The organism is Methanobacterium formicicum DSM 3637 (genome assembly GCF_000302455.1).
GTDB lineage: Archaea > Methanobacteriota > Methanobacteria > Methanobacteriales > Methanobacteriaceae > Methanobacterium > Methanobacterium formicicum_A.
In genome coordinates, this window is the sequence record NZ_AMPO01000004.1 from 72,651 (window position 1) to 92,225 (window position 19,575).

At 35.5% G+C, this 19,575-nt stretch carries 14 protein-coding genes and 1 riboswitch; of the genes, 7 read left to right on the plus strand and 7 right to left on the minus strand.

Annotated features, from left to right (window positions below):
- Window positions 1–119 precede the first annotated feature (119 nt).
- The 4 genes from A994_RS05760 to A994_RS05770 form a co-directional block, all read right to left on the minus strand.
- Window positions 120–452 (minus strand): hypothetical protein, encoded by a 333-nt coding sequence (locus A994_RS05760; protein WP_004030411.1) that lies wholly within the window; start codon window positions 450–452, stop codon window positions 120–122.
- A gap of 236 nt (window positions 453–688) precedes the next feature.
- Window positions 689–991: a sensor histidine kinase gene (locus tag A994_RS12855; protein ID WP_004030412.1), complete on the minus strand. Its 303-nt coding sequence runs from the start codon at window positions 989–991 to the stop codon at window positions 689–691.
- Window positions 988–2,448: a sensor histidine kinase gene (locus A994_RS12860; RefSeq protein WP_004030413.1), complete on the minus strand. Its 1,461-nt coding sequence runs from the start codon at window positions 2,446–2,448 to the stop codon at window positions 988–990. Before A994_RS12860 ends, A994_RS12855 begins: the two co-directional genes overlap by 4 nt.
- Window positions 2,449–2,638: 190 nt before the next feature.
- Window positions 2,639–5,248 carry a PAS domain-containing sensor histidine kinase gene (locus tag A994_RS05770; RefSeq protein ID WP_004030415.1) on the minus strand — a complete coding sequence of 870 codons (2,610 nt, stop codon included), beginning with the start codon at window positions 5,246–5,248 and terminating at the stop codon, window positions 2,639–2,641.
- 409 nt (window positions 5,249–5,657) lie between these two features.
- Between A994_RS05770 and A994_RS05775 the strand changes: the two genes are divergently transcribed.
- Together A994_RS05775 and A994_RS13275 are read left to right on the plus strand one after the other, a co-directional pair.
- Window positions 5,658–7,190, plus strand: coding sequence for an MFS transporter (locus A994_RS05775; RefSeq protein ID WP_004030416.1), 1,533 nt, complete (start codon window positions 5,658–5,660; stop codon window positions 7,188–7,190).
- A gap of 125 nt (window positions 7,191–7,315) precedes the next feature.
- Window positions 7,316–7,471, plus strand: a complete 156-nt coding sequence (locus A994_RS13275) for a hypothetical protein (protein WP_157787263.1) — start codon at window positions 7,316–7,318, stop codon at window positions 7,469–7,471.
- 99 nt (window positions 7,472–7,570) lie between these two features.
- On the opposite strand, the gene A994_RS05780 is transcribed toward A994_RS13275, so the two are convergent.
- Both A994_RS05780 and A994_RS05785 read right to left on the minus strand, forming a co-directional pair.
- Window positions 7,571–8,770 (minus strand): cation:proton antiporter, encoded by a 1,200-nt coding sequence (locus tag A994_RS05780; RefSeq protein WP_004030417.1) that lies wholly within the window; start codon window positions 8,768–8,770, stop codon window positions 7,571–7,573.
- A gap of 17 nt (window positions 8,771–8,787) precedes the next feature.
- The gene (locus tag A994_RS05785; RefSeq protein WP_004030418.1) at window positions 8,788–8,994 is read right to left on the minus strand and encodes a hypothetical protein; all 207 of its coding nucleotides are present in this window, start codon (window positions 8,992–8,994) and stop codon (window positions 8,788–8,790) included.
- A riboswitch (Fluoride riboswitch) is annotated at window positions 8,978–9,043 on the minus strand. Its footprint overlaps the gene before it by 17 nt.
- A gap of 214 nt (window positions 9,044–9,257) precedes the next feature.
- On the opposite strand from A994_RS05785, the gene A994_RS12865 reads away from it, so the two are divergent.
- The 3 genes from A994_RS12865 (at window position 9,258) to A994_RS05800 (ending at window position 15,572) form a co-directional block, all read left to right on the plus strand.
- Window positions 9,258–13,712, plus strand: a complete 4,455-nt coding sequence (locus tag A994_RS12865) for a PAS domain S-box protein (protein ID WP_004030419.1) — start codon at window positions 9,258–9,260, stop codon at window positions 13,710–13,712.
- A gap of 365 nt (window positions 13,713–14,077) precedes the next feature.
- Complete coding sequence (locus tag A994_RS05795; RefSeq protein WP_004030420.1) at window positions 14,078–14,734, plus strand: TetR/AcrR family transcriptional regulator; 657 nt, start codon at window positions 14,078–14,080, stop codon at window positions 14,732–14,734.
- A gap of 16 nt (window positions 14,735–14,750) precedes the next feature.
- Window positions 14,751–15,572, plus strand: coding sequence for a CPBP family intramembrane glutamic endopeptidase (locus A994_RS05800; protein WP_004030421.1), 822 nt, complete (start codon window positions 14,751–14,753; stop codon window positions 15,570–15,572).
- A 210-nt stretch (window positions 15,573–15,782) separates the two neighbouring features.
- On the opposite strand, the gene A994_RS05805 is transcribed toward A994_RS05800, so the two are convergent.
- Window positions 15,783–16,970 carry an MFS transporter gene (locus tag A994_RS05805; RefSeq protein WP_004030422.1) on the minus strand — a complete coding sequence of 396 codons (1,188 nt, stop codon included), beginning with the start codon at window positions 16,968–16,970 and terminating at the stop codon, window positions 15,783–15,785.
- 434 nt (window positions 16,971–17,404) lie between these two features.
- On the opposite strand from A994_RS05805, the gene A994_RS05810 reads away from it, so the two are divergent.
- Both A994_RS05810 and A994_RS05815 read left to right on the plus strand, forming a co-directional pair.
- Window positions 17,405–18,913 carry a PAS domain S-box protein gene (locus A994_RS05810; protein WP_004030423.1) on the plus strand — a complete coding sequence of 503 codons (1,509 nt, stop codon included), beginning with the start codon at window positions 17,405–17,407 and terminating at the stop codon, window positions 18,911–18,913.
- A 257-nt stretch (window positions 18,914–19,170) separates the two neighbouring features.
- Window positions 19,171–19,377, plus strand: a complete 207-nt coding sequence (locus A994_RS05815) for a hypothetical protein (RefSeq protein WP_004030424.1) — start codon at window positions 19,171–19,173, stop codon at window positions 19,375–19,377.
- Window positions 19,378–19,575: the final 198 nt, after the last annotated feature.

A 19,575-nucleotide genomic window follows, 5' to 3' on the forward strand; every position in this document is an offset into this window, starting at 1 on the left:
TATCTCAATGATATATCTCAATAGCTATTTATTTCGCTTTTAAAGCAGTGCCTATTTAAATTAACTGCTTATTTTAAACTATTTGCATGTTTAGAACTATTTGCCCTTTTTGAAACTATTTACTCAACTTCGAGAGTAAATGCATCACCGAAAAGATCTTTAATAACTGGGAGATCTTCTTCAGGTATGTTTATTACTTCCACATCAGACATATCCCTGAAGTAGTACTCTGCATTGGAGATTTCACCCTCATCATTCAGGTACAGGAATAAACCATCCACAAATTCCTCTGGATTTTGGGATGGGAGAAATATTTCAAATCTGATAAGAACTTGTGAACCTGGAATGTTATCCTGAAGATCCTGTTTCTTCTGTTCATCCTGCAAAGCTGCTCTAAATTCTTTCATCCTTGAATTAAGCTCCTTCAGTATTCTTTGTTCATCTTTACTCATGAATTCACCTAATCATATTTAATTTATTTCATATTTGTATAGTTCTTATGGTTTTTATGCCTTTATAATATAAAGGGAGAGTTAATTTATGCATTTCCAGAATATATAAAGAGTAATAGAGTGGAGTATTAATAGTTTTTCCCTTGAGTATAAGTATTCCAATATTAGTCAGGGAAATTCTCATTTACTTCAAATATTATACTTGTAAACGTACTGTTATAACTGTACACATACTTCTACTTGTATACATACTTTTTTTCTTCAAACTCTATACAAAATTGTGTTCCTTTATCCCTTTTAAGCTCTACTGTTCCATCAATCTGATCTGATAAAATGTCCACCAGTCGTAAACCCAGTGATTTTGATTTTTTATGGTCAATATTTTCCGGAAATCCAACACCATCATCTTCGATAATTAATAAATATTTTGGATGATTGTAATGGAATTTTATGTCTATTTGACCACTCTTATCATCAGGAAATGCATGTTTCAGGCAGTTGGATAGAAGTTCATTTACAATGAGTCCCACCGGGATCATGGTGTTAATATCAACATTACATCATCAACATTTAAATTAAGGGTTACAAGGTCAGAATCAGCAGTATATGTTTTGAAAAGATCAGCAGCCAGGGTACTGATGTAATCCCCAATATTTATGCTTTTAAAATGGCTTGATTGGTACAATCGATCATGAATAAGGGCCATTGATCTGGCACGATTTTGAGTGTCTTTAAAAACATTCAGAACTTCTTGATCCTCAATATAACGGGATTCGAGGTTCAAAAGACTGGAGATGATCATCAGATTGTTTTTAACCCTATGGTGAATTTCCCTTAAAAGCATCTCTTTTTCTTCAAGAGAAACCTGGAGCTGTTCTTCCATCTTCTTGCGTTCAGTTATGTCCCGGGCAATGGATAAAGATAGTTTATCCCTGTTCAAGGTGAAAATATGAGTGCTGATCTCAACTGGTATTTTAAGATTATCCTTGGATATGAGAGATGTTTCAAAGGTGATTTTATCATTTTTAAGGAGATTGTCCATGTATTCAGAACCCGCAAATGATTCAATATCCTCAATATCTCGAGGGGACATTTCAAGGAGTTCTTCATGGGTGTAACCAAGTATCTGGCTGGTTACACTGTTGACCTCAACAAATTTTCCAGAAATTCCATCTTCGGTGAGCTTGTGCAGGAAGATGGCATCATTGGCATTGTCAAAGAGCTTGTGGAATTTCTCTTCATTAGCACGCAATGCCTCCTCAGCAGTTCTATTTTTTAATGCCACTGCTGCCAGGTTCACCAGGGTTTGAATTGAACTGCAATTTTCAAGGGGTTTTTCATTACTCGAGAAGATAACAGCACTCCCATAGAGTTTATCATCCCATCCAAACCCAATAACATAGATATGACCTATGTCTAAGTTTTCTTCAAGATTACGACAATCTTCCTGTGGTAACTGTCCACCCATAATCTCAAAAAACCCAACATCAAGCAGGTACAGTTGATTTTTTGCCCGCATTTTCCTACTTGTAGGGGAAAAAGCATTCCATTGAATATTAAAATTATACCAATCTTCTTCAGGAAGAGTATCCATGAGAATTTTAATTTTTAGGGGGTCACCAGCCATGCTCTTTATTTTAAAAATATCCAAATCAGGATGGTAAATGAATATAATTACAAAGCCCTCATCAATTAGATGCCCTATTTTTCCTGCGATGAAATGGTAAATATCCTGATTTAAGGGTAATTCCAAAAAATCAAGGGCAGTTTGGGATATGAACCTATCCTGGCAAGAATCATCCCTCTGGTTATCATTTTGGAGATTTTGATTAACATTTAGGAGATTCTGATTAGTTTTTAGGATATTCTGCTTATCCGTTTTAAGTTTCTGGTTATCCTCTTTCAGTGTGGAAATTTCCTCATACGAAGCTTTCAGCTCAGCTAAAAGTTGTTCTCTGGATTTATTGGATTTTCTGGATTTATTGGAAATATCCATCTTAAGACCTTTCCATCTTAATAACCTTCAAATTTTTTTTGTTTAAATCTAAAAGGTTAAAATAATGCTCATAAGCTAATACCCCTGATAATCGACCTAATTTTTCCGGTGTTTTAAGTAATTTAAGGGTGATTTTCCAATTCATTTAAACCTCAAACTTATTTTACCCTAATGGAATTTGCTACATTTTTTATTTACCATACTTTCTTTCTTTGAATATAATACTGAATTTAGTTCCGTTAGTGGCGTCTAATTCAAGATTTCCATCAATTTGGCCAGTTAAATTATTAACCAGTTGCATTCCAAGTGAGTCTGTATTTTTATAGTCCAGATCCGCGGGTAATCCAATACCATTATCACTAACTGTTAACTGGTAATCATCCCCTGATGATTTGAAAACAACGTTTATTTCACCACCCATATCCCCAGGGAAAGCATGTTTAAGGGCGTTTGATACTAGTTCATTCAGAATCAGACCCAATGGAATGGAAGTGTTGATGTCCATCATCACATCTTCAACATCAATATTCAATTTTATCCTACCATTATCAGCCACATAAGTGCGGAAAAGGTCATTTGAAAGTTTTCGGATGTAATCACCGAAGTTTATCCGTTTTAGATCATCGGATCTGTACAGTCTTTCGTGTATAAGTGCCATGGAGTTTGCCCTGCTTTGGCTCTCCTTGAAAATACTTAAAGCCTCTTTGTCTTTTATGTATCTAGACTGAAGATTCAGGAGACTGGAAATGATCATAAGATTATTCTTAACCCGGTGATGGATTTCTTTAAGTAGCATTTCCTTTTCCTGGAGGGACTGTTGTATTTCTTCTTCCATTTCCAGCCTTTGGGTGATATCTCTACTAACCGCGAGAACACCAGTTATGTTTCCCTCATCATCAGTCATTATATTAGTTACAGCTTCTGTGGGAACTGTGCTGCCATCTTTACATACCTGATCAACACGGAATGTTTGCATTCTAACAGATTCATCTCCCGAAAGGAAAGCCTGGATTTTCAGTGGTAACCTTTCCATTATGTACTGGTATGATTCAGTGGTTAACACATCCTCCAGGGACTGTTTTAACACTTCTTCTGCAGTGAAACCCCTTAATTTATGGACTGATGGACTTACATAACTAAACATCTGGGAGTCTAAGTCCATCATCCATATCACATCCCCTGAATTCTCAGAAATAAGACGGTACTTCTTTTCACTTTCTTTTAAAGCCATTTCTGCATTTTTACGTTTGGTTATGTTTTCAAAAACAGCCACAAAGTAATCCCTAGCCGGGCTGAATACCGATATATTCAGCCATATTTTGAGGGGTTTGAAATAGATCTCAATAGTTTCAGGCACCCCAGTCACGGCCACACGACCATATATCTCAAATAATTCTGGTTGTGCCTCTATAATACCCGGAATAGCTTCCGTTACCTTTTTCCCCTCGATGTTTTTAAGGCCGGTGAGTTTATAAAAAGCATGATTGACATCAATATATACCCAGTCACATGGTTGACCTTCTCCATTAAAGAGCATTTTACAGTAGGCAAAGCCTTCCAGCATGTTTTCAAACAGGGTTCTATATTTTTTCTCACTTTCCACCACAGCATTTTCAACTTTCTTACGTTCACTGATATCACGGGTAACAGCAATGGCCACTTCCTGGCCCTGAAGATGGAACAGGTGATTGCTAATTTCTACTGGTATTCTTTTTCCATCCTTGGTAACGTGTGTGATCTCAAAATTAGCATAACCATGTTTATTTAGGTTTTTTGCATTTTCAGGCATTTTATCCCGGAAATCAGGGGCCACAATATCAGCAGGAGACATAAGCAGAAATTCATCTCGACTGTAACCCAGTCTTTCCTGACCGACCTGGTTTACCTCCATAAATTTCCCAGGGAGACCATCTTCTTTCATGAGGTTCAGACTGATCATGTCATTGGCATTGTTGAACACTTCCCTGAATTTTTCTTCACTCTCTTTTAAGGCAATCTCCATCTGTCGACGTTTTGTCACATCATGAGCCACATGGATACTACCCCTTAACTGACCATCATCATCGATTATAGGTGAAACTGAGACACTGTAATCTCCGTGGAGCCGGTCAATGAAGAATTCACTGGTGTGGGGACGCTGATCATTTATGAGGTGGACGTGGGGACAGAAAGATGGTGGCTCGCTGGTACCATGAACCACGGAATAACACTTCACACCAACCAGGTCAGGTGATTCCCGGTTTAAACCCTTGGCCATGGCCTTATTGACTTTTTTTATGTTATGGTCCACATCTATAATGGCTATTGGATCAGTTAATGCATTGAAGGTAAATTCCCATTCGTCTTCAGAATGCCTCAGTTTTAATTCCATATTTTTACGTTGGGTGATATCTTCCAGTGTCTCCAAAACACCAATAATATTACCTTCATCATCTTTAATTTCTGCAGCGGTGAAATAAAGCCATATGCCATTTTCACCAACATCAGGGAAGAAATCATCGGCTTCAAATGCATTCTCCACATAAGGGGATTTTCTGAACTTATTCTTGTACCATCTGTGTAACCCCTCTAGATCATGGTCCACCAACAAATCCGCCATTAATGGTCTTTCTTCATGATACAATACAGTACGGTGTTTGTCTGTTCCCAGTATTTCACTTGCACTGATTCCTGTGTATTTTTCCAGGGCTTTATTCCAAAAAATAACCTTGTGATCCGGATTGATGATAAATTGAGGGATAGGAGAGCTATCTATTATCGCACCAATTAATTCAGCACCATTAAGATCTCTTTGTCCCATCCATTGACCTCCTTATCCGAGCAAAACCATTATAATCTATGCCATTTTCAGTAATCTGCAAGGATCTTTAGTAAAATACAATATTTTTGAATAATCTCCGAGGGTTTTTTTGAAATCTCCAAGAAAGATATTAATTTTAACTACGCATAATATCATTTTAACTACACATAATATCCCATTGTTAAATGTTATCAATATTTTGTTTTTTAAAAAACTTATAACTATTCCCCCTTTTCCTTAATTTATAGTCTACAATTCCGTAACATGAAACAAACATCCAATTAAACTTAGCATATATCCATGGCAAAACTTGCCAAAAACACTTTAAAAGGTATATTAATGATAATATACATAAATAGTTCAACTGATAACTGTTTGATTTAAGTGTTGATAATTCAGGGGGTTATTAATGAGCAGTAGTCCATACAAATGGGGAGTAGTTTTAATTGCCTGCATGGCAATCTTTATCATTGTTTTAGATTCATCTGCAATGAATGTGGCCATAAGCACGTTGGTTGTGGAGTTAAACACTAGTTTATCTGTTATTCAATCTATTATTGCACTTTATGCTCTTATTATTGCTTCTTTTATGTTACTGGGGAGTAAAATTCAGGATATTCTGGGCAGGAGGAAAACATTCCTCATAGGGCTGATTATCTATGCTTCCGGGACCATCACCGCTACCTTAAGTATTAATGCAGGGATGCTACTTTTAGGATGGGCTGTTCTGGAAGGTATTGGTGCTGCTATGATTCTCCCAGCCACCACTACCCTGGTAGGGGCCAGTTACAAGGGTAAGGACAAAGTCACGGCTTTTGGGATTTGGGGTGGTATTGCAGCGGTGGGTGCTGCTGTGGGGCCCATAGTGGGAGGGGTTTTCACCACCTACCTAAGCTGGAGACTGGTATTTGGATCCGAACTGGTATTTGTTGTGATTATATTACTGTTCAGACATTACTTAACCGAATCAAAACCAACCCTTAAATGGAAAGATTTAGACATAGTGGGAGCATTACTTTCCATAGTTTCCCTGATACTGATTGTTCTGGGCATTTTACTTCTTACCAAACCTCAAAACTGGGAATATGTTTCAGTACTGATAGGTTCTGGTGCAGTTCTCTTTGTAGTCTTTTTATGGTGGGAGCGAAGAAGAATCAAAAAAGGTATGGAACCATTATCAGATATAAGCCTACTGAAAAATCGTGTGTTTGGGCTGGGAAACCTGAATTCGGTTATACAGCAGATACCACTGGCCGGCTTTCTTTTCATCATACCGGTATTCCTGCAGCAGGTTACCAAACTAAGTGCTTTTGATACTGGTTTGGCCCTCCTGCCCGCCTCAATAACTATCCTTGTCTTTTCACTCATTGGTGCTAAATTATCATCCTCTCTTGAGTCCAAATATATTATTATGGTTGGATTTTTGATTGCAGCAGGAGGAACATACATACTGGGAGGAGTGTTCAACATTAACACGCAGATAATAGATCTGGTGCCTGGTACTGTAGTCTTTGGTGTGGGTGTGGGTTTACTGCTTTCCCAGTTAACCAATATCACCATGTCAGCAGCAGGAGATGACCAGGAAACTGATGCTTCTGGATTACTCAATTGCTTCAAAAATCTGGGTTACTCCCTGGGAACTGCCCTTATCGGAGTTTTACTCTTGCTGGGCATATTCGGTGGATTGACATCTGGAATAGAAACAGCTGGAGTAGCCAGTAACATGTCCACTCAAGAAATTCAGGAGGGTCTTATAGGCTACGTGGAAAAAATGCAAACTGGTACTCCTTCCATACCACCTGAACTGGTACCCTACTCAGCCCAGATCATTGATTCATCCATAAGCTCTGCAATGAAACAGACATTCACTGTTTTATCATTGATCCTGCTTTTAGGATTCATTACCAGCATATTTTTACCATCAAAGAAAAAAGCAGGTTGAATTTGATGAGCATATGAAAAAGTGAATAAAAAGAAAACAGATGTCCCGGTTATTTGTAAATGGGAAAACTCTTAAAAGAAAAAAGAAAAAAATAATATATAAGAATTTAAAGGGAGTTGGGAAAAATGAGCAATCAAATAAACGGTATTTTAATGATGGTACTGGGTGTTATACTGGCAATTCTTTACTTTGCTTTGCCCACATTTTTAGTGTACACCTACTGGCTGGCAATTATAATAATTTTGGGATACGGTTTCTACACCTACCAGAAAAGGGGATAGTTTTACACTACCCTAATTTATTTTACACTACCCCTGTTTTTCCTTCTTTTTTTGAAATTTTTCCTTTAATTTTGTCAAAACCTTAATTTTGTCAAAATCTTATTCATTTGGTTTTAGAACTTTTTCACCATACCAGTTCACTCCCCAAGCACCCAAAGGTGCTGTGAAAAGTATGGCAATCACTGCTATAGCCAGAATTTCCGGACCTGTGGCCACCCCCATGGAAAGGGGTATTGCCCCTATGGCTGCCTGGACTGTGGCTTTAGGTGTGTATGCAATTATGCAGAAGATTTTCTCCCTTAAATTGAGTTTTGACCCCATTAGTGACAGGTAAACCCCGGCACTGCGTGCAGTTAAACCAATTAAGATTATGGCAAGACCAACCACTGCAAATGAGGCTGCCAGTTGAATATTCACCTGTGCTCCAACCAGTACAAAGAGTAGTATTTCTGCAAATATCCATATTTTATCCAGTTTACTTGATATTTCCATTCCCAGTTCTGGCATTTTCTCCAGTATCACAAACCCAATTACCATAACGCCTATCAGAGCTGCAATAGGAACCATACTACTTAAAACATCCCCTAAATTCTTTAATAGAATAGCAGATGCTAAAATTATCAATGTTTTCTCTGTATTACGTATATTAAAGCGTTTGAAGACGAATATCAGGATGACTGCAGTGATCAAACCGAACAAAATTCCCAGTGCAAATTGTAGGGGGATGCTGAGGAAGGTCATTAAGTAATTTACGTGCTGACTTCCGTACATCCCCGCGAATATTGAAAACAGGGTTATGGACAGGACATTATCCACAGATGCACCGGTTAATATGATAAGTGGGATTTCTTTCTGGGTTCCCATTCTCCTTTTTATAAAGGAAAGCATCTGTGGGACGATAACTGCAGGAGATGCAGCTGCAATGATAAATCCTAACATCCCGGCATCAACAAGGGAAAACCCCATGAGATAACAGGATACAAACATTACAGTTAATCCCTCCATCAAATCAGGGATAAAGCTCATTTTAACCGCGGACATTCCTACCTTACGCAGTCCCTCCATGTGGATGCCAAAACCTGCCCTCAAAAGGATTATTATAAGTGCGATTGCCCTTAAATCTCCAGATATATTAAGTATGGCGTTATCAATTAGGTTAAAACCATAAGGGCCAATTATTATGCCCAAAAATAGCATTCCCAATAATCCTGGAAGTTTAACCTTTTTGAAGATTTTGCTTGAGAGTAAACCGAGTAAGATTATGATGGCTACGCTAAAGGCAACATGTTGAAATTCCATTTAGAAACACTTCCTGATTAAATAGTTTGTAGAGGAGTATTTTCCAACTGAAATTCAACTATTTTAGTCTTGAATTTATCTTTACCATTCAAATAATAAACGTAATTCAAAATAGTTGGGTATTTTAAAATAGAATGATATTTTAAGATAGTATTACCTAGTAATGCATTTTTATCTAACATTTTTGCTTCTTCCTTTGTTTTTTCAAGTTTTCCAGGAGTCATCAGCTTCTTATAAAAGCATTTAATGGTGAACCCCATCACCGAAAGTAACTGTTAGGGTTTTTTTATATATAAATCTTTTGAGTGAGTTAACTTTTCAAGCAAGTTTAATTACTTAAAATAAAGTGGAAGTACTAGTAAATTTTAAGGCTAATTTTTTAGCTTAATATTATCCTTTCCTATCCTTTCCTGATTTAATTATCATCCAGAATGAATTTATAAAAAAACAAATATGATTAAGCACATACATATTAGCCGGGAACCATATGACAGATGTCGAAATCTTCTTGGTGGGGGATGATGCTGTTGAGGTCATGGATACTAAAAGGATTCTTGAATCTTTTGATTATTCAGTATCTTACATGGCCGGTGAAGGCGAAGAAGTAATTAATAAAGCATTAGAAATAATGCCGGATCTCATTTTAATGGACCTTATCACCCCTGATAAACAGGACATTATTGATACTGTTTTTAACTTAAAAAAACTTAATATTCCAACCATATTTTTAGTTAATAATTCTGATAAAACTACTATTGTAAAAACCAGACTTGAACCATATGTTAATTTAACCAAACCATTTGATGCTGTTGAAATTAAATACGCAATTGAACTAGCTATCTACAAAAATAAGACTGAAAAATTGCTGGCAAAAAGCGAAAAAGCCCGGATGAAAAGTGAAGAAACTTTTAGCAGTCTTTTCGAAACCATGACTCTGGGCCTGGTTTACCAGGATAGTACTGGTAAAGTAATATCTGCAAATCCAGCAGCAGAAAAAATATTGGGCCTGACCATGGATGAAATGAATGGAAGAACTTCATCTGATCCTCGCTGGAAGAGTATTCATGAAGATGGATCCGCATTTCCTGGTGAAGACCACCCCTCCATGGTGGCTTTAAAAACTGGAAAAAAAGTTAAAAATGTTATTATGGGTATTTTTAACCCTGAAAAAAATGAGAACAACTGGATTAAAATAGATGCCATCCCCCAATTTAAAGAGGGGGAACTCAGACCGTATCAAGTTTACACAACATTTGAAGACATCACATCACGTAAAAAAGCGGAAGATAATCAGAAAACACTTTCCGAACAACTTCAACTTGCTCTAGATGCTGCAAAAATGGGTTGGTGGCATTATGACCCCTTGAACGATATTTCCACCTATGATGACAAATATAAAGAGATTTTCGGGATTAGTGGAAGTGAATGTCCAAATCAGGAGATTCTTAAACTTTTGCATCCTGATGACATTCAAGGTGTCTGGAAAAAGGTAACAAAAGCACTAGATCCTGCCAGACCCCAACCATATTCTGCAGAATATCGTATTTATCGTGATCAGAATATACGGTGGATTGAAGCACATGGAACGGCAACTTTTGAGGGTGAAGGCGACCAAAAACATGCCACCAGCCTCGTTGGTACCGTGGTTGATGTTACTGAACGTAAAGAGATTCAAGAAAATTTAATTGAAAGCAGAAACAAACTCAACACAGTAATAGAGAGTATGAATGATGCGGTATTTGTTTCTGATGTTGATGGAAATTTCATTGACTTCAATGAGGCTTTTGCCACCTTTCATAAGTTCAAAAGCAAAGAAGAAATTTACAGAACACTATCCGAATTCACTGATTATATTGATGTTTATTTTGAAGATGGTACTTTAGCCCCACTGGATATGTGGGCAGTTCCCAGGGCTCTTAGAGGTGAAAAGGTATTCAATGAACGATACATACTTCAAAGGAAAGATACTGGAGAGAAATGGTGGGGTAGTTATAGTTTTGGACCTATAAAGGATGAAAACGGTGAAATCACCGGTTCGGTGGTAGTGGGAAGGGATATAACTGAAATTAAGAAAAATGAAGAAAAATATCAAAATGCCCTGGATAATATGATGGAAGGATGTCAGATTATCAGCCCAGATTGGCGTTATATTTATTTAAACGAAGCCGCTGCCCAACATGCTAAATTAGAAAAAGAAGATTTAATGGGCCACACCATGATGGGGGTGTACCCGGATATAGTTGATACTGAAATGTTCAGTATGCTGAAAGAGGCTATGAAAGAACGCAAATCAGATCAGATGGAAAATTATTTCATTTATCCAGATGGCACCAGCAGGTGGTTTGAACTGCGTGTTTTTCCAGTACCCGAAGGAATTTTCATCCTATCCATTGACATAACTGACCGTAAAAAAGCAGAAAAAAAATTGATTGAAAGTAACAAGTTCAATGAGAATATCATCGATTCAATGGGTGATGGATTTTCTATTTTAGATGTAAATGGAGTGCATTTAAATGTTAATCATGCCCTTTCTCAGATGACTGGATTTTCCCGTGAGGAGTTAATTGGAACCGGACTTCCCCATCCTTACTGGCCTCGAGAAGAAACTCATAAAATTCAGTCTAACCTTGAAAAGGTTTTGAAAGGAAAGTTAAAAGAAGTCGAACTGATTTTTAAAAGGAAAAATGGGGAAAGGTTCCCGGTAATCTTAAGTCCATCCATCCTAACTGATGATGAAGGAAAAATAAGCGCTGTTTTTGGAACTTTAAAGGATATCAGTGAACGTAAAAAGCTCGAAATGGATTTAAAAGAAAGTGAACAGAAGTTTAAAATGGTTGCTGATTTTACTTACGACTGGGAGTACTGGATCAGTCCGGATAAAAGTTTATTATACGTTTCCCCATCATGTGAACGTATTTCAGGTTATAAACCAGAGGAATTCCAGGATGATCCTGAGTTACTGGTGAAAATTACACATCCGGATGATAAAGAAATAATTCTCGAACATGAAAATGAGTTATTCACTGCAAAAATAAATAGTTATATTGAATTCCGGATAATTAGAAAGAATGGTGAAGAAATATGGATCAGCCATAACTGTCAACCGATATTCACGGAAAATGGTGAATTTTTAGGTCGCAGGGCCAGTAACAAAGATATCAACGACCGGAAAAATGCAGAAAATGCTCTAAGTGAGAGTGAACATAAATTCCGAGAGCTGGTAGAAAACGCTGCCGATGCCCTTTTTGTGCATGATTTTAACGGGAATATACTGGATGTTAACAGGCAGGCCATTGAAAGTTTAGGTTATACCAGGGAAGAGTTATTGCAGATGAATATAATGGATATAGAACTGGATTTCAACCTGGAAAACGCCCAGAAAGAATGGTCTAAAATAACAGAAAAACATCTCACTTTATATGGCCATCAGAAACGAAAAAATGGAACTGAATTTCCGGTGGAAATACGCTTTGCTGGAGTTGAAATTAATGATAGAAAGATGATCATGGGTTTAGCTCGTGACATTACCAGTATCAAGAAAGCTGAAAAAAAGTTACGTGAAAGTGAGGAAAAATATCGCTATGTAGTTGAAACTGCATCAGAGGGCATAGTTTTATTTGATAAAAAAGGTACCATTATCGGAACAAATCCTAAAGCATTAAAGTTAACTGGATTTGAGGATGTCACAGGTAAAAACGTGACGCAAATAGCCCCAAAATTAAAAGTAAATTTAAATAAAGCATTATCTGCATTTAAAAATATTTTAATTGGTAAATCAATTCCCTCTGAATGGGAATATGTGAATCGGAAAGGCGAAACAAAATACGTTAAAGCCAATTATAGTCCAATGAAAAAAGATGGGAAAATAGAGGGAATAGTATTAGTACTGGAGGATATCACTGATCTTAAATTAAGAGAAAAAGCATTAAGAGAGAATGAACAGTTTTTGGAGAACATCATTGAAAACATACCCGATGTTATCTTCGTGAAAACTGCAGATGAACTTAAATTTGAAAGGGTTAATAAAGCTGCAGAACGAATTTGGGGTTTTAATAGGGATGAATTGATTGGGAAAACTGATTATGATTTTTTCACCAGGGACGAAGCTGATTTTTACACCAAAAAGGATAGAGAAGTTCTAAACAGGAAGGAACTTCAGGATATTCTCGAAGAAACCATCCACACCAAGAACCAGGGTGAAAGGATATTACACACCAAAAAAATACCACTCCTTGATGAAAAAGGTCACCCCAATTATCTTTTAGGTATTTCTGAGGATATTACTCAACGTAAAATGGCTGAAAGAAAAATTGAAAAGTCATTGGAAGAAAAAGACGATTTATTAAGGGAAATTCACCACCGGGTTAACAACAACATGCAGATCATATCCAGCATGCTCAACCTCCAACGTAGTTATGTTAAGGAAGAAGAGTCGAAAGACATTCTTAAAGATAGTCAAAGTAGGGTTAAGTCCATGGCCATGATTCATGAGAAATTATACATATCTCATGATCTTAGCCATATAAACTTCAAGGAATATGTAGAAAAATTGGTTTCAGAGATTTTTTATACCTATGAAGTTAAAATCGGCACAATTGAACTAATCTTAAATATTGAAGATGTTGAACTGAACATGGAAACTGCAATACCCCTTGGTTTAATCATCAACGAACTGGTGACAAACAGTTTAAAATTCGCATTCCCCCATGAAAATGGTTCAATAACCATTGAACTTGAAATAAATGATAATCACACCTTAACTGTTGCTGATGATGGCATTGGCTTACCCCAAGACTTTGACTTTAAAAAAATTGATTCTCTTGGACTGGATTTGGTAAATAGTTTAGTTAACCAGCTTGATGGTAATATTACAATTGATAGGAGTCATGGGACCAAATACCATATTAACTTTCGTGAGCTGGACTACAGCAAAAGGTTTTAGTCTCTGAAAGTTATCAACACTGCATAAAGAATAGATCACTAAAAAACTGAACTTAAAACACACATAATTATCTATTTTTATTTTTCATTTAATTTTTAATCTAATACTGCTTTTCTGAGCAAATTAAATCTGAATACTACTTTTTCTGAGCAAATTAAATCGGGACAATATTGGTTTGGAAATTTAGTGGTTAAACATCAAACGGTAATATCAAACAGTTAAACATCAAACGGTTAGAGATTAGTGCTTTATTGGTTTTAAAAAATTTATGGAAAACTTTAAATACTTCTTAGACATTTTATTAAATAATGTCATTACATGACATTTATTACGTAAATGTTTATTCAATGACAATTAGTGAAAGTATGTCATTAGAAGTGGTTGGAATGACAATATCCGATAGGAAAGAAAGAGAAAAAGAAATGCGGCGAAAGAATATTATAGATACTGCCGAGAAATTATTCTTTGAAAAAGGCTATGAAAATATTAGCATGGCAGACATAGCTAAAGGAACAGAATTAGGCAGAAGTACTCTATATCTCTATTTTAAAAATAAAAAAGAAATATATCTGGCCATATCCATTAGGGGTACACAGATTCTAAATAAAATGTTCAAAGAGAATTATAATAACGGCAAAACTGGGATTGAAAAAGTCAAAATGCTTTTAGATGCATTTTATAGGTTCTATAAAGAATACCCTGATTATTATGATGTAAACTGGGCTTCATACAAGGTTTCAATTGATCATGATCACCCCCAAATGGAAGAAATAAAAAGAAGCAGAATAGAAGGTTTTTCTTTGTTTGGTAAAGCACTTCAAAAGGGCATGGAAGATGGAACAATTAGATCAGATCTAGATCCAGTAAAAACTAATCTAGTTTTAGCTTCATCCATGCAAAATGTATTCAATCTGCCCCCAACAATCAAAATGCATATGAAAAATAATGATCTGACACAGGAGGAACTAATTGAGTATACTGTGGACATGATGGTACATTCATTAAAGAATAATAATTCATAAAGGGAGGATAAAAAAAATGCAAATTAAAAATAAAACCTCAGATGGAACAAATTCTGTATCCAAAAATCATATTGTTAACTGGAAAATGTATATCATTTTACTGGTTGCAAGTATTTTAGGGTCCTTGGCAGTGCTGCCTTACACTCTAACACTTCAAGGAAGCATACTGCAAAATTTACCCGTGCCATTATATGTCTTGGTGATTTCTCAGCTCATTCAGGCAGTGATACTCTTTGCCATAACCATCTTTATCGGCCTTTACCTGGCTAAAAAAGTTGGATTGGGACTTCCTATTCTGGAGGGGTGGCTTGAAGGTAGGGAAGTTAAAAGTTACTTAAAATCAATACTGGGATTGTCAATTGGACTGGGATTAGTCGCAGGAATAATCATAACTGTTTTAGATTATCTGTTTTCGGTTGCAGGAGTGGCAATTAGTGTAACTCAAACTTCCATTAATCCACCAGTATGGATGGGATTTTTAGCATCTTTCTACGGTGGAATAAATGAAGAACTCCTGTTAAGATTGTTTTTAATGACACTTATTGTGTGGATACTCTTTAAGGTGAAAAAAACCAGTGAAGGGAAACCAACCAGGATAGGTATGTGGTTAGCTATTATTTTAGCAGCAATATTTTTTGGTGCAGGACACTTACCAGCAGTAATGACTCTAACCACCCTCACACCACTGGTTATAATCCGTACTATCGTTTTAAACTCAGTGGCGGGAATAATATGCGGGTGGCTTTACTGGAAGAAAGGTTTAGAATCAGCCATGATATCCCATTTTTCAGCAGATATCGTGTTGCACGTAATTGTGCCATTGATGGTATTGATTTAAAAGCGTGATATAAAGCGTGAATTTATCCATTTAATCTTTTTTTTAAACTAGCCCATTCCTTTTTTAAACTAATGGTCCCTATTTAATTTAATATCTCTATCTAACCATACTCATTTTAACCAACTATCCCTATCTTCACTGACTATACCTATTTTAACATGGTTTTAGTTAGTTTTAATGAAATTTTGTTCCAACTTAGTTGTATTTTACTTAACTGGTATTTTTCTGTTGGCCTTTTTTCGCATGTACTAAATAGTACAACACAATGGCAGCAAGTATGACCACAACCATTATTGAATATAAATTTCGGTATCCAGTGAAAGGAATGATTAATCCGAATAAATAGGGTCCTATACCAAATCCCAAATCATAAAACATGAAAAAGGTGGCTGTTGCCAATCCTACTTTATGCAGTGGGGCTGCTTTAATGGCAATTGCCTGGGCAACGGATTGAAAATTACCATAACCTAAACCAAACAGTGCTCCAGCCAGGAGTAAAGTTATTCCAAGCCGGGCCTGGCTGAATAAGAGCATTGCAATTGCGAAAATGAAAAGGCAGGGATACATTACAATATTTGCGCCTTTAGAATCAAGTAGGCGGCCCGAAAATGGTCGGGATAGGAGGACTACCGCTGCGTATACTACGAAGAACATGCTGGCAGCTTCTACCAAATGAATCTCCTCAGCATAGATTGATATGAATGTTAACACACTTGAATAGGCAAAACTCATGATCAATGCAACAACCGAGATTGGTATGGCCTTAAATTCCAGGAAATTTGAAATTTTAAACTTACCCTGATTTTCGGTTTTTTCTGGTCTGGGTAGAATATGTTGAGGTTCACTGACTGTAAAGGATATGGCAAGGAATAAAAGGGATAATATTAGATTAAAAATGAAAATTATGTCAAAACTGGCATATTCGAGTAAAATGATCCCTAAAAAAGGGCCAATTGCTGTTGCTATTATTGTACTCATCATGAAGTAACCAATACCTTCCCCTCGTCTGTGAAGTGGAATAATATTAGCAACAATTGTTCCCAAAGTTGTGGTTGCCACTCCAAAGGCCATTCCCTGTATGAATCGGTTGAGTATCAACAGGGGTAAATTATTTGCCACCAGATAAAATGCTGATGTAATGGCAAAAACCAGTGCACTGAGAATTAAAACTTTCCTATTTTCCACATCATCAATGATGCGCCCAATCCCTAATCGTCCGAACAATCCACCAATAATAAAAATACCTGAAACCAGACCAGCTATACTGGTTGAGGTATGAAATTCATTTAGAGCATAAGAAGGAGTAGTTACCAGCAACAAGTACAAGGTCAGTGCAACGAAAAGATTCATCACCGAAACCAGGATAAAGTCTTTTGTCCATAATTTTTCTGTATCCATCTCATTTTTCCCTTCTAAAAAGTAATAAAAAACCATTCATTTAAGTTTTTCTTAAGTAAAAATTTAGTTTCCCCAACAATAAATCCAATTAACCAATAAATCTTAATACTTATAAAAAATTAACCCCTGAAAATCTTATCCCCCCCAAATCCAGAATACCCTACAAATCTTATCCCCAAATCCCGAATAATTTTCTTATTTTTAATAACAGCAAATGGTGTATTATATGTTTCTAATTAACTGATAATATTTAAATTTTAAATACATTTCTAATTTAAACAACCAGAGTGTGTTTAATACCAATTTGACTCTAAAACCATTTATAATATGGATTTAAGACTAAATATAGTCTTATTTCTTTCTTTCCACTGAATTTCAATTAAATTTTAATATAAGTTAGTAACTATACAATAACAAGAGTAGGGAGTCTGTATATGACTAAAATTTTAATCGTAGAAGATGAAGCCATTACTGCAATGGATATCAAACATAATTTAATAAATTTTGGTTTTGAAGTTGTAGGAACTGCTGCTAGTGGTGATGAAGCAATTAAAAAAGCTCAAGAACTAAAACCAGATTTGATTTTAATGGATATCACCTTAAAAGGTGATATGGATGGGATTGAAGCAACAAACAAAATCAAAACTCTTCTAGATATTCCTGTTATATATATGAGTGCTTTTACAGACAAAAATACTTATGAAAGACTTAAACTTACCAATCCCTATGGTTTTGTGAGTAAACCGGTTAGTTCTGAATTATTAGTGGTCTCAATTGAAGCTGCTGTTTATAAACATGATCTTGATAAGAAATTAGCTGAAAGTGAAGAACATTTAAGGTTGATTTTTGATTCCAGTAAAGATTTTATTTACAGTTATGACCTTGAGGGGAGATTTACCAGCGCAAATAAGCATTTTTGTGATTCTGCGAATCTTACTAAAGATGAGATCATAGGTAAAACCGGGCCAGAACTGGGTTTACCAGAAGAACAAAATGATAAATGGGCTAAAATACGCAATCATGTTTGTGAAACTGATTCAACTGTTAAAATGATCACATCTTCAATTGGTCTAGACCAGAAAGTTTACGAATATGAAGTAATTTTAAATCCACTCCATGACATAAACGGAGAAATTGTGGGTATTTCTGGGGTAAGTAGAGATTTAACTGAACATAAAATGTTAAAAAAAGAATTAGATGAAGTTGGTGAACTTTTCCAAAACCTGTATAACAACGCCAAAGTGGGGATAGTAACTGGAGATACTAAAGGACATGTAATTAATTGTAACTCTGCCTTTGAAGATATGTTGGGTTACAGCCGGGAAGAACTTAAAAGCATGAGTTTTAAAGAATTCACCCACCCGGATTATATCCAGGAAGAACTGTCATTACTTGAAAGTTTACGCATTGGAAAAATTAAATTCTATGAACTTGAAAAAAAATTCATTCGCAAAGATAATGAAACTATCTGGGCCAAAGTAACTGCAGGATTTGGTATTTCTACTGATGGAAAACCTATTAATTCTCTGGTCATTGTAGAAGATATTAGTGAACGTAAAAGATCAGAAAAAGAAATACGGGATTATGCTGCTCAACTTAAAACTATTTTTGATCTGTCTGATCGGGCTCTGGCAGTCACCGATACGAAGGGACACTGGATTAATGTAAACAAATATTTATTAAATGAATTGGGTTATACTGAACAGGAATTCTTAAAATTAACTTCCTCTGACATTACACATCCTGATGATGTAGAAACAACGGCCGATTTATTTTTAAAACTTTTATCAGGAGAAATTGATGATTACAGGATAGAAAAAAGATATAAGACCAAAGAAGGAGAATTTAAATGGTTTGATATATCTGTAAAACCAATTAAAGATAAAAATAACAGGATAACATCAGTTCTGGGTGCAGGACATCCCATGGACAAAAAAGACTAATTAAAAAATAGTGTAAAATATTTTTAGATTATGGAATGGAATAGGTTAGTAATTTCAATTTATTTAAACTTAGATTTTGAACTATTAAAATTGAAATTGATTAAAAATCTGAATTTATTAAAAGTCTAAATATGATTAAAGTGTAAATTGATTTACTTGAATTTACAATAAATATGTACAGTAAATTGGTTATGGTTTAGATTTTTTCATTATTGTATTCATAAAATTTAATTTAAAAAAAATAGGAGTTATGTACTATGGCAAAAGAAATAAACCAGTTAATAATAGGTATAAGTCGAGAGGGCGATATAATTGTTAAAAGTGCCAGAGGCAGGATGTATTCGGTTAAAAAGGCTGCAGATTTGAAATTTGGTTGTGAAGATTTACTAAAAGATACAGAAAAAGAGTTATACGCCACTATTGATACAGAATCCCAACCATGGGAATGTATTGCTATAGAATAGGTAATGAACCGATTTAATAAATCATATCCATCATTAATTTTTTCAAATCATTTTAATGGCAATTTCATAACCTCCTGAAACATTAAATTATTTTTTATACATTATTTTATTTTATATTTTATTTTAAAAGATTAAAGTAACTACATACTATTTAATTCATCTTTATTCTTAATATTTTATAAAAATTCTATTTCAGAA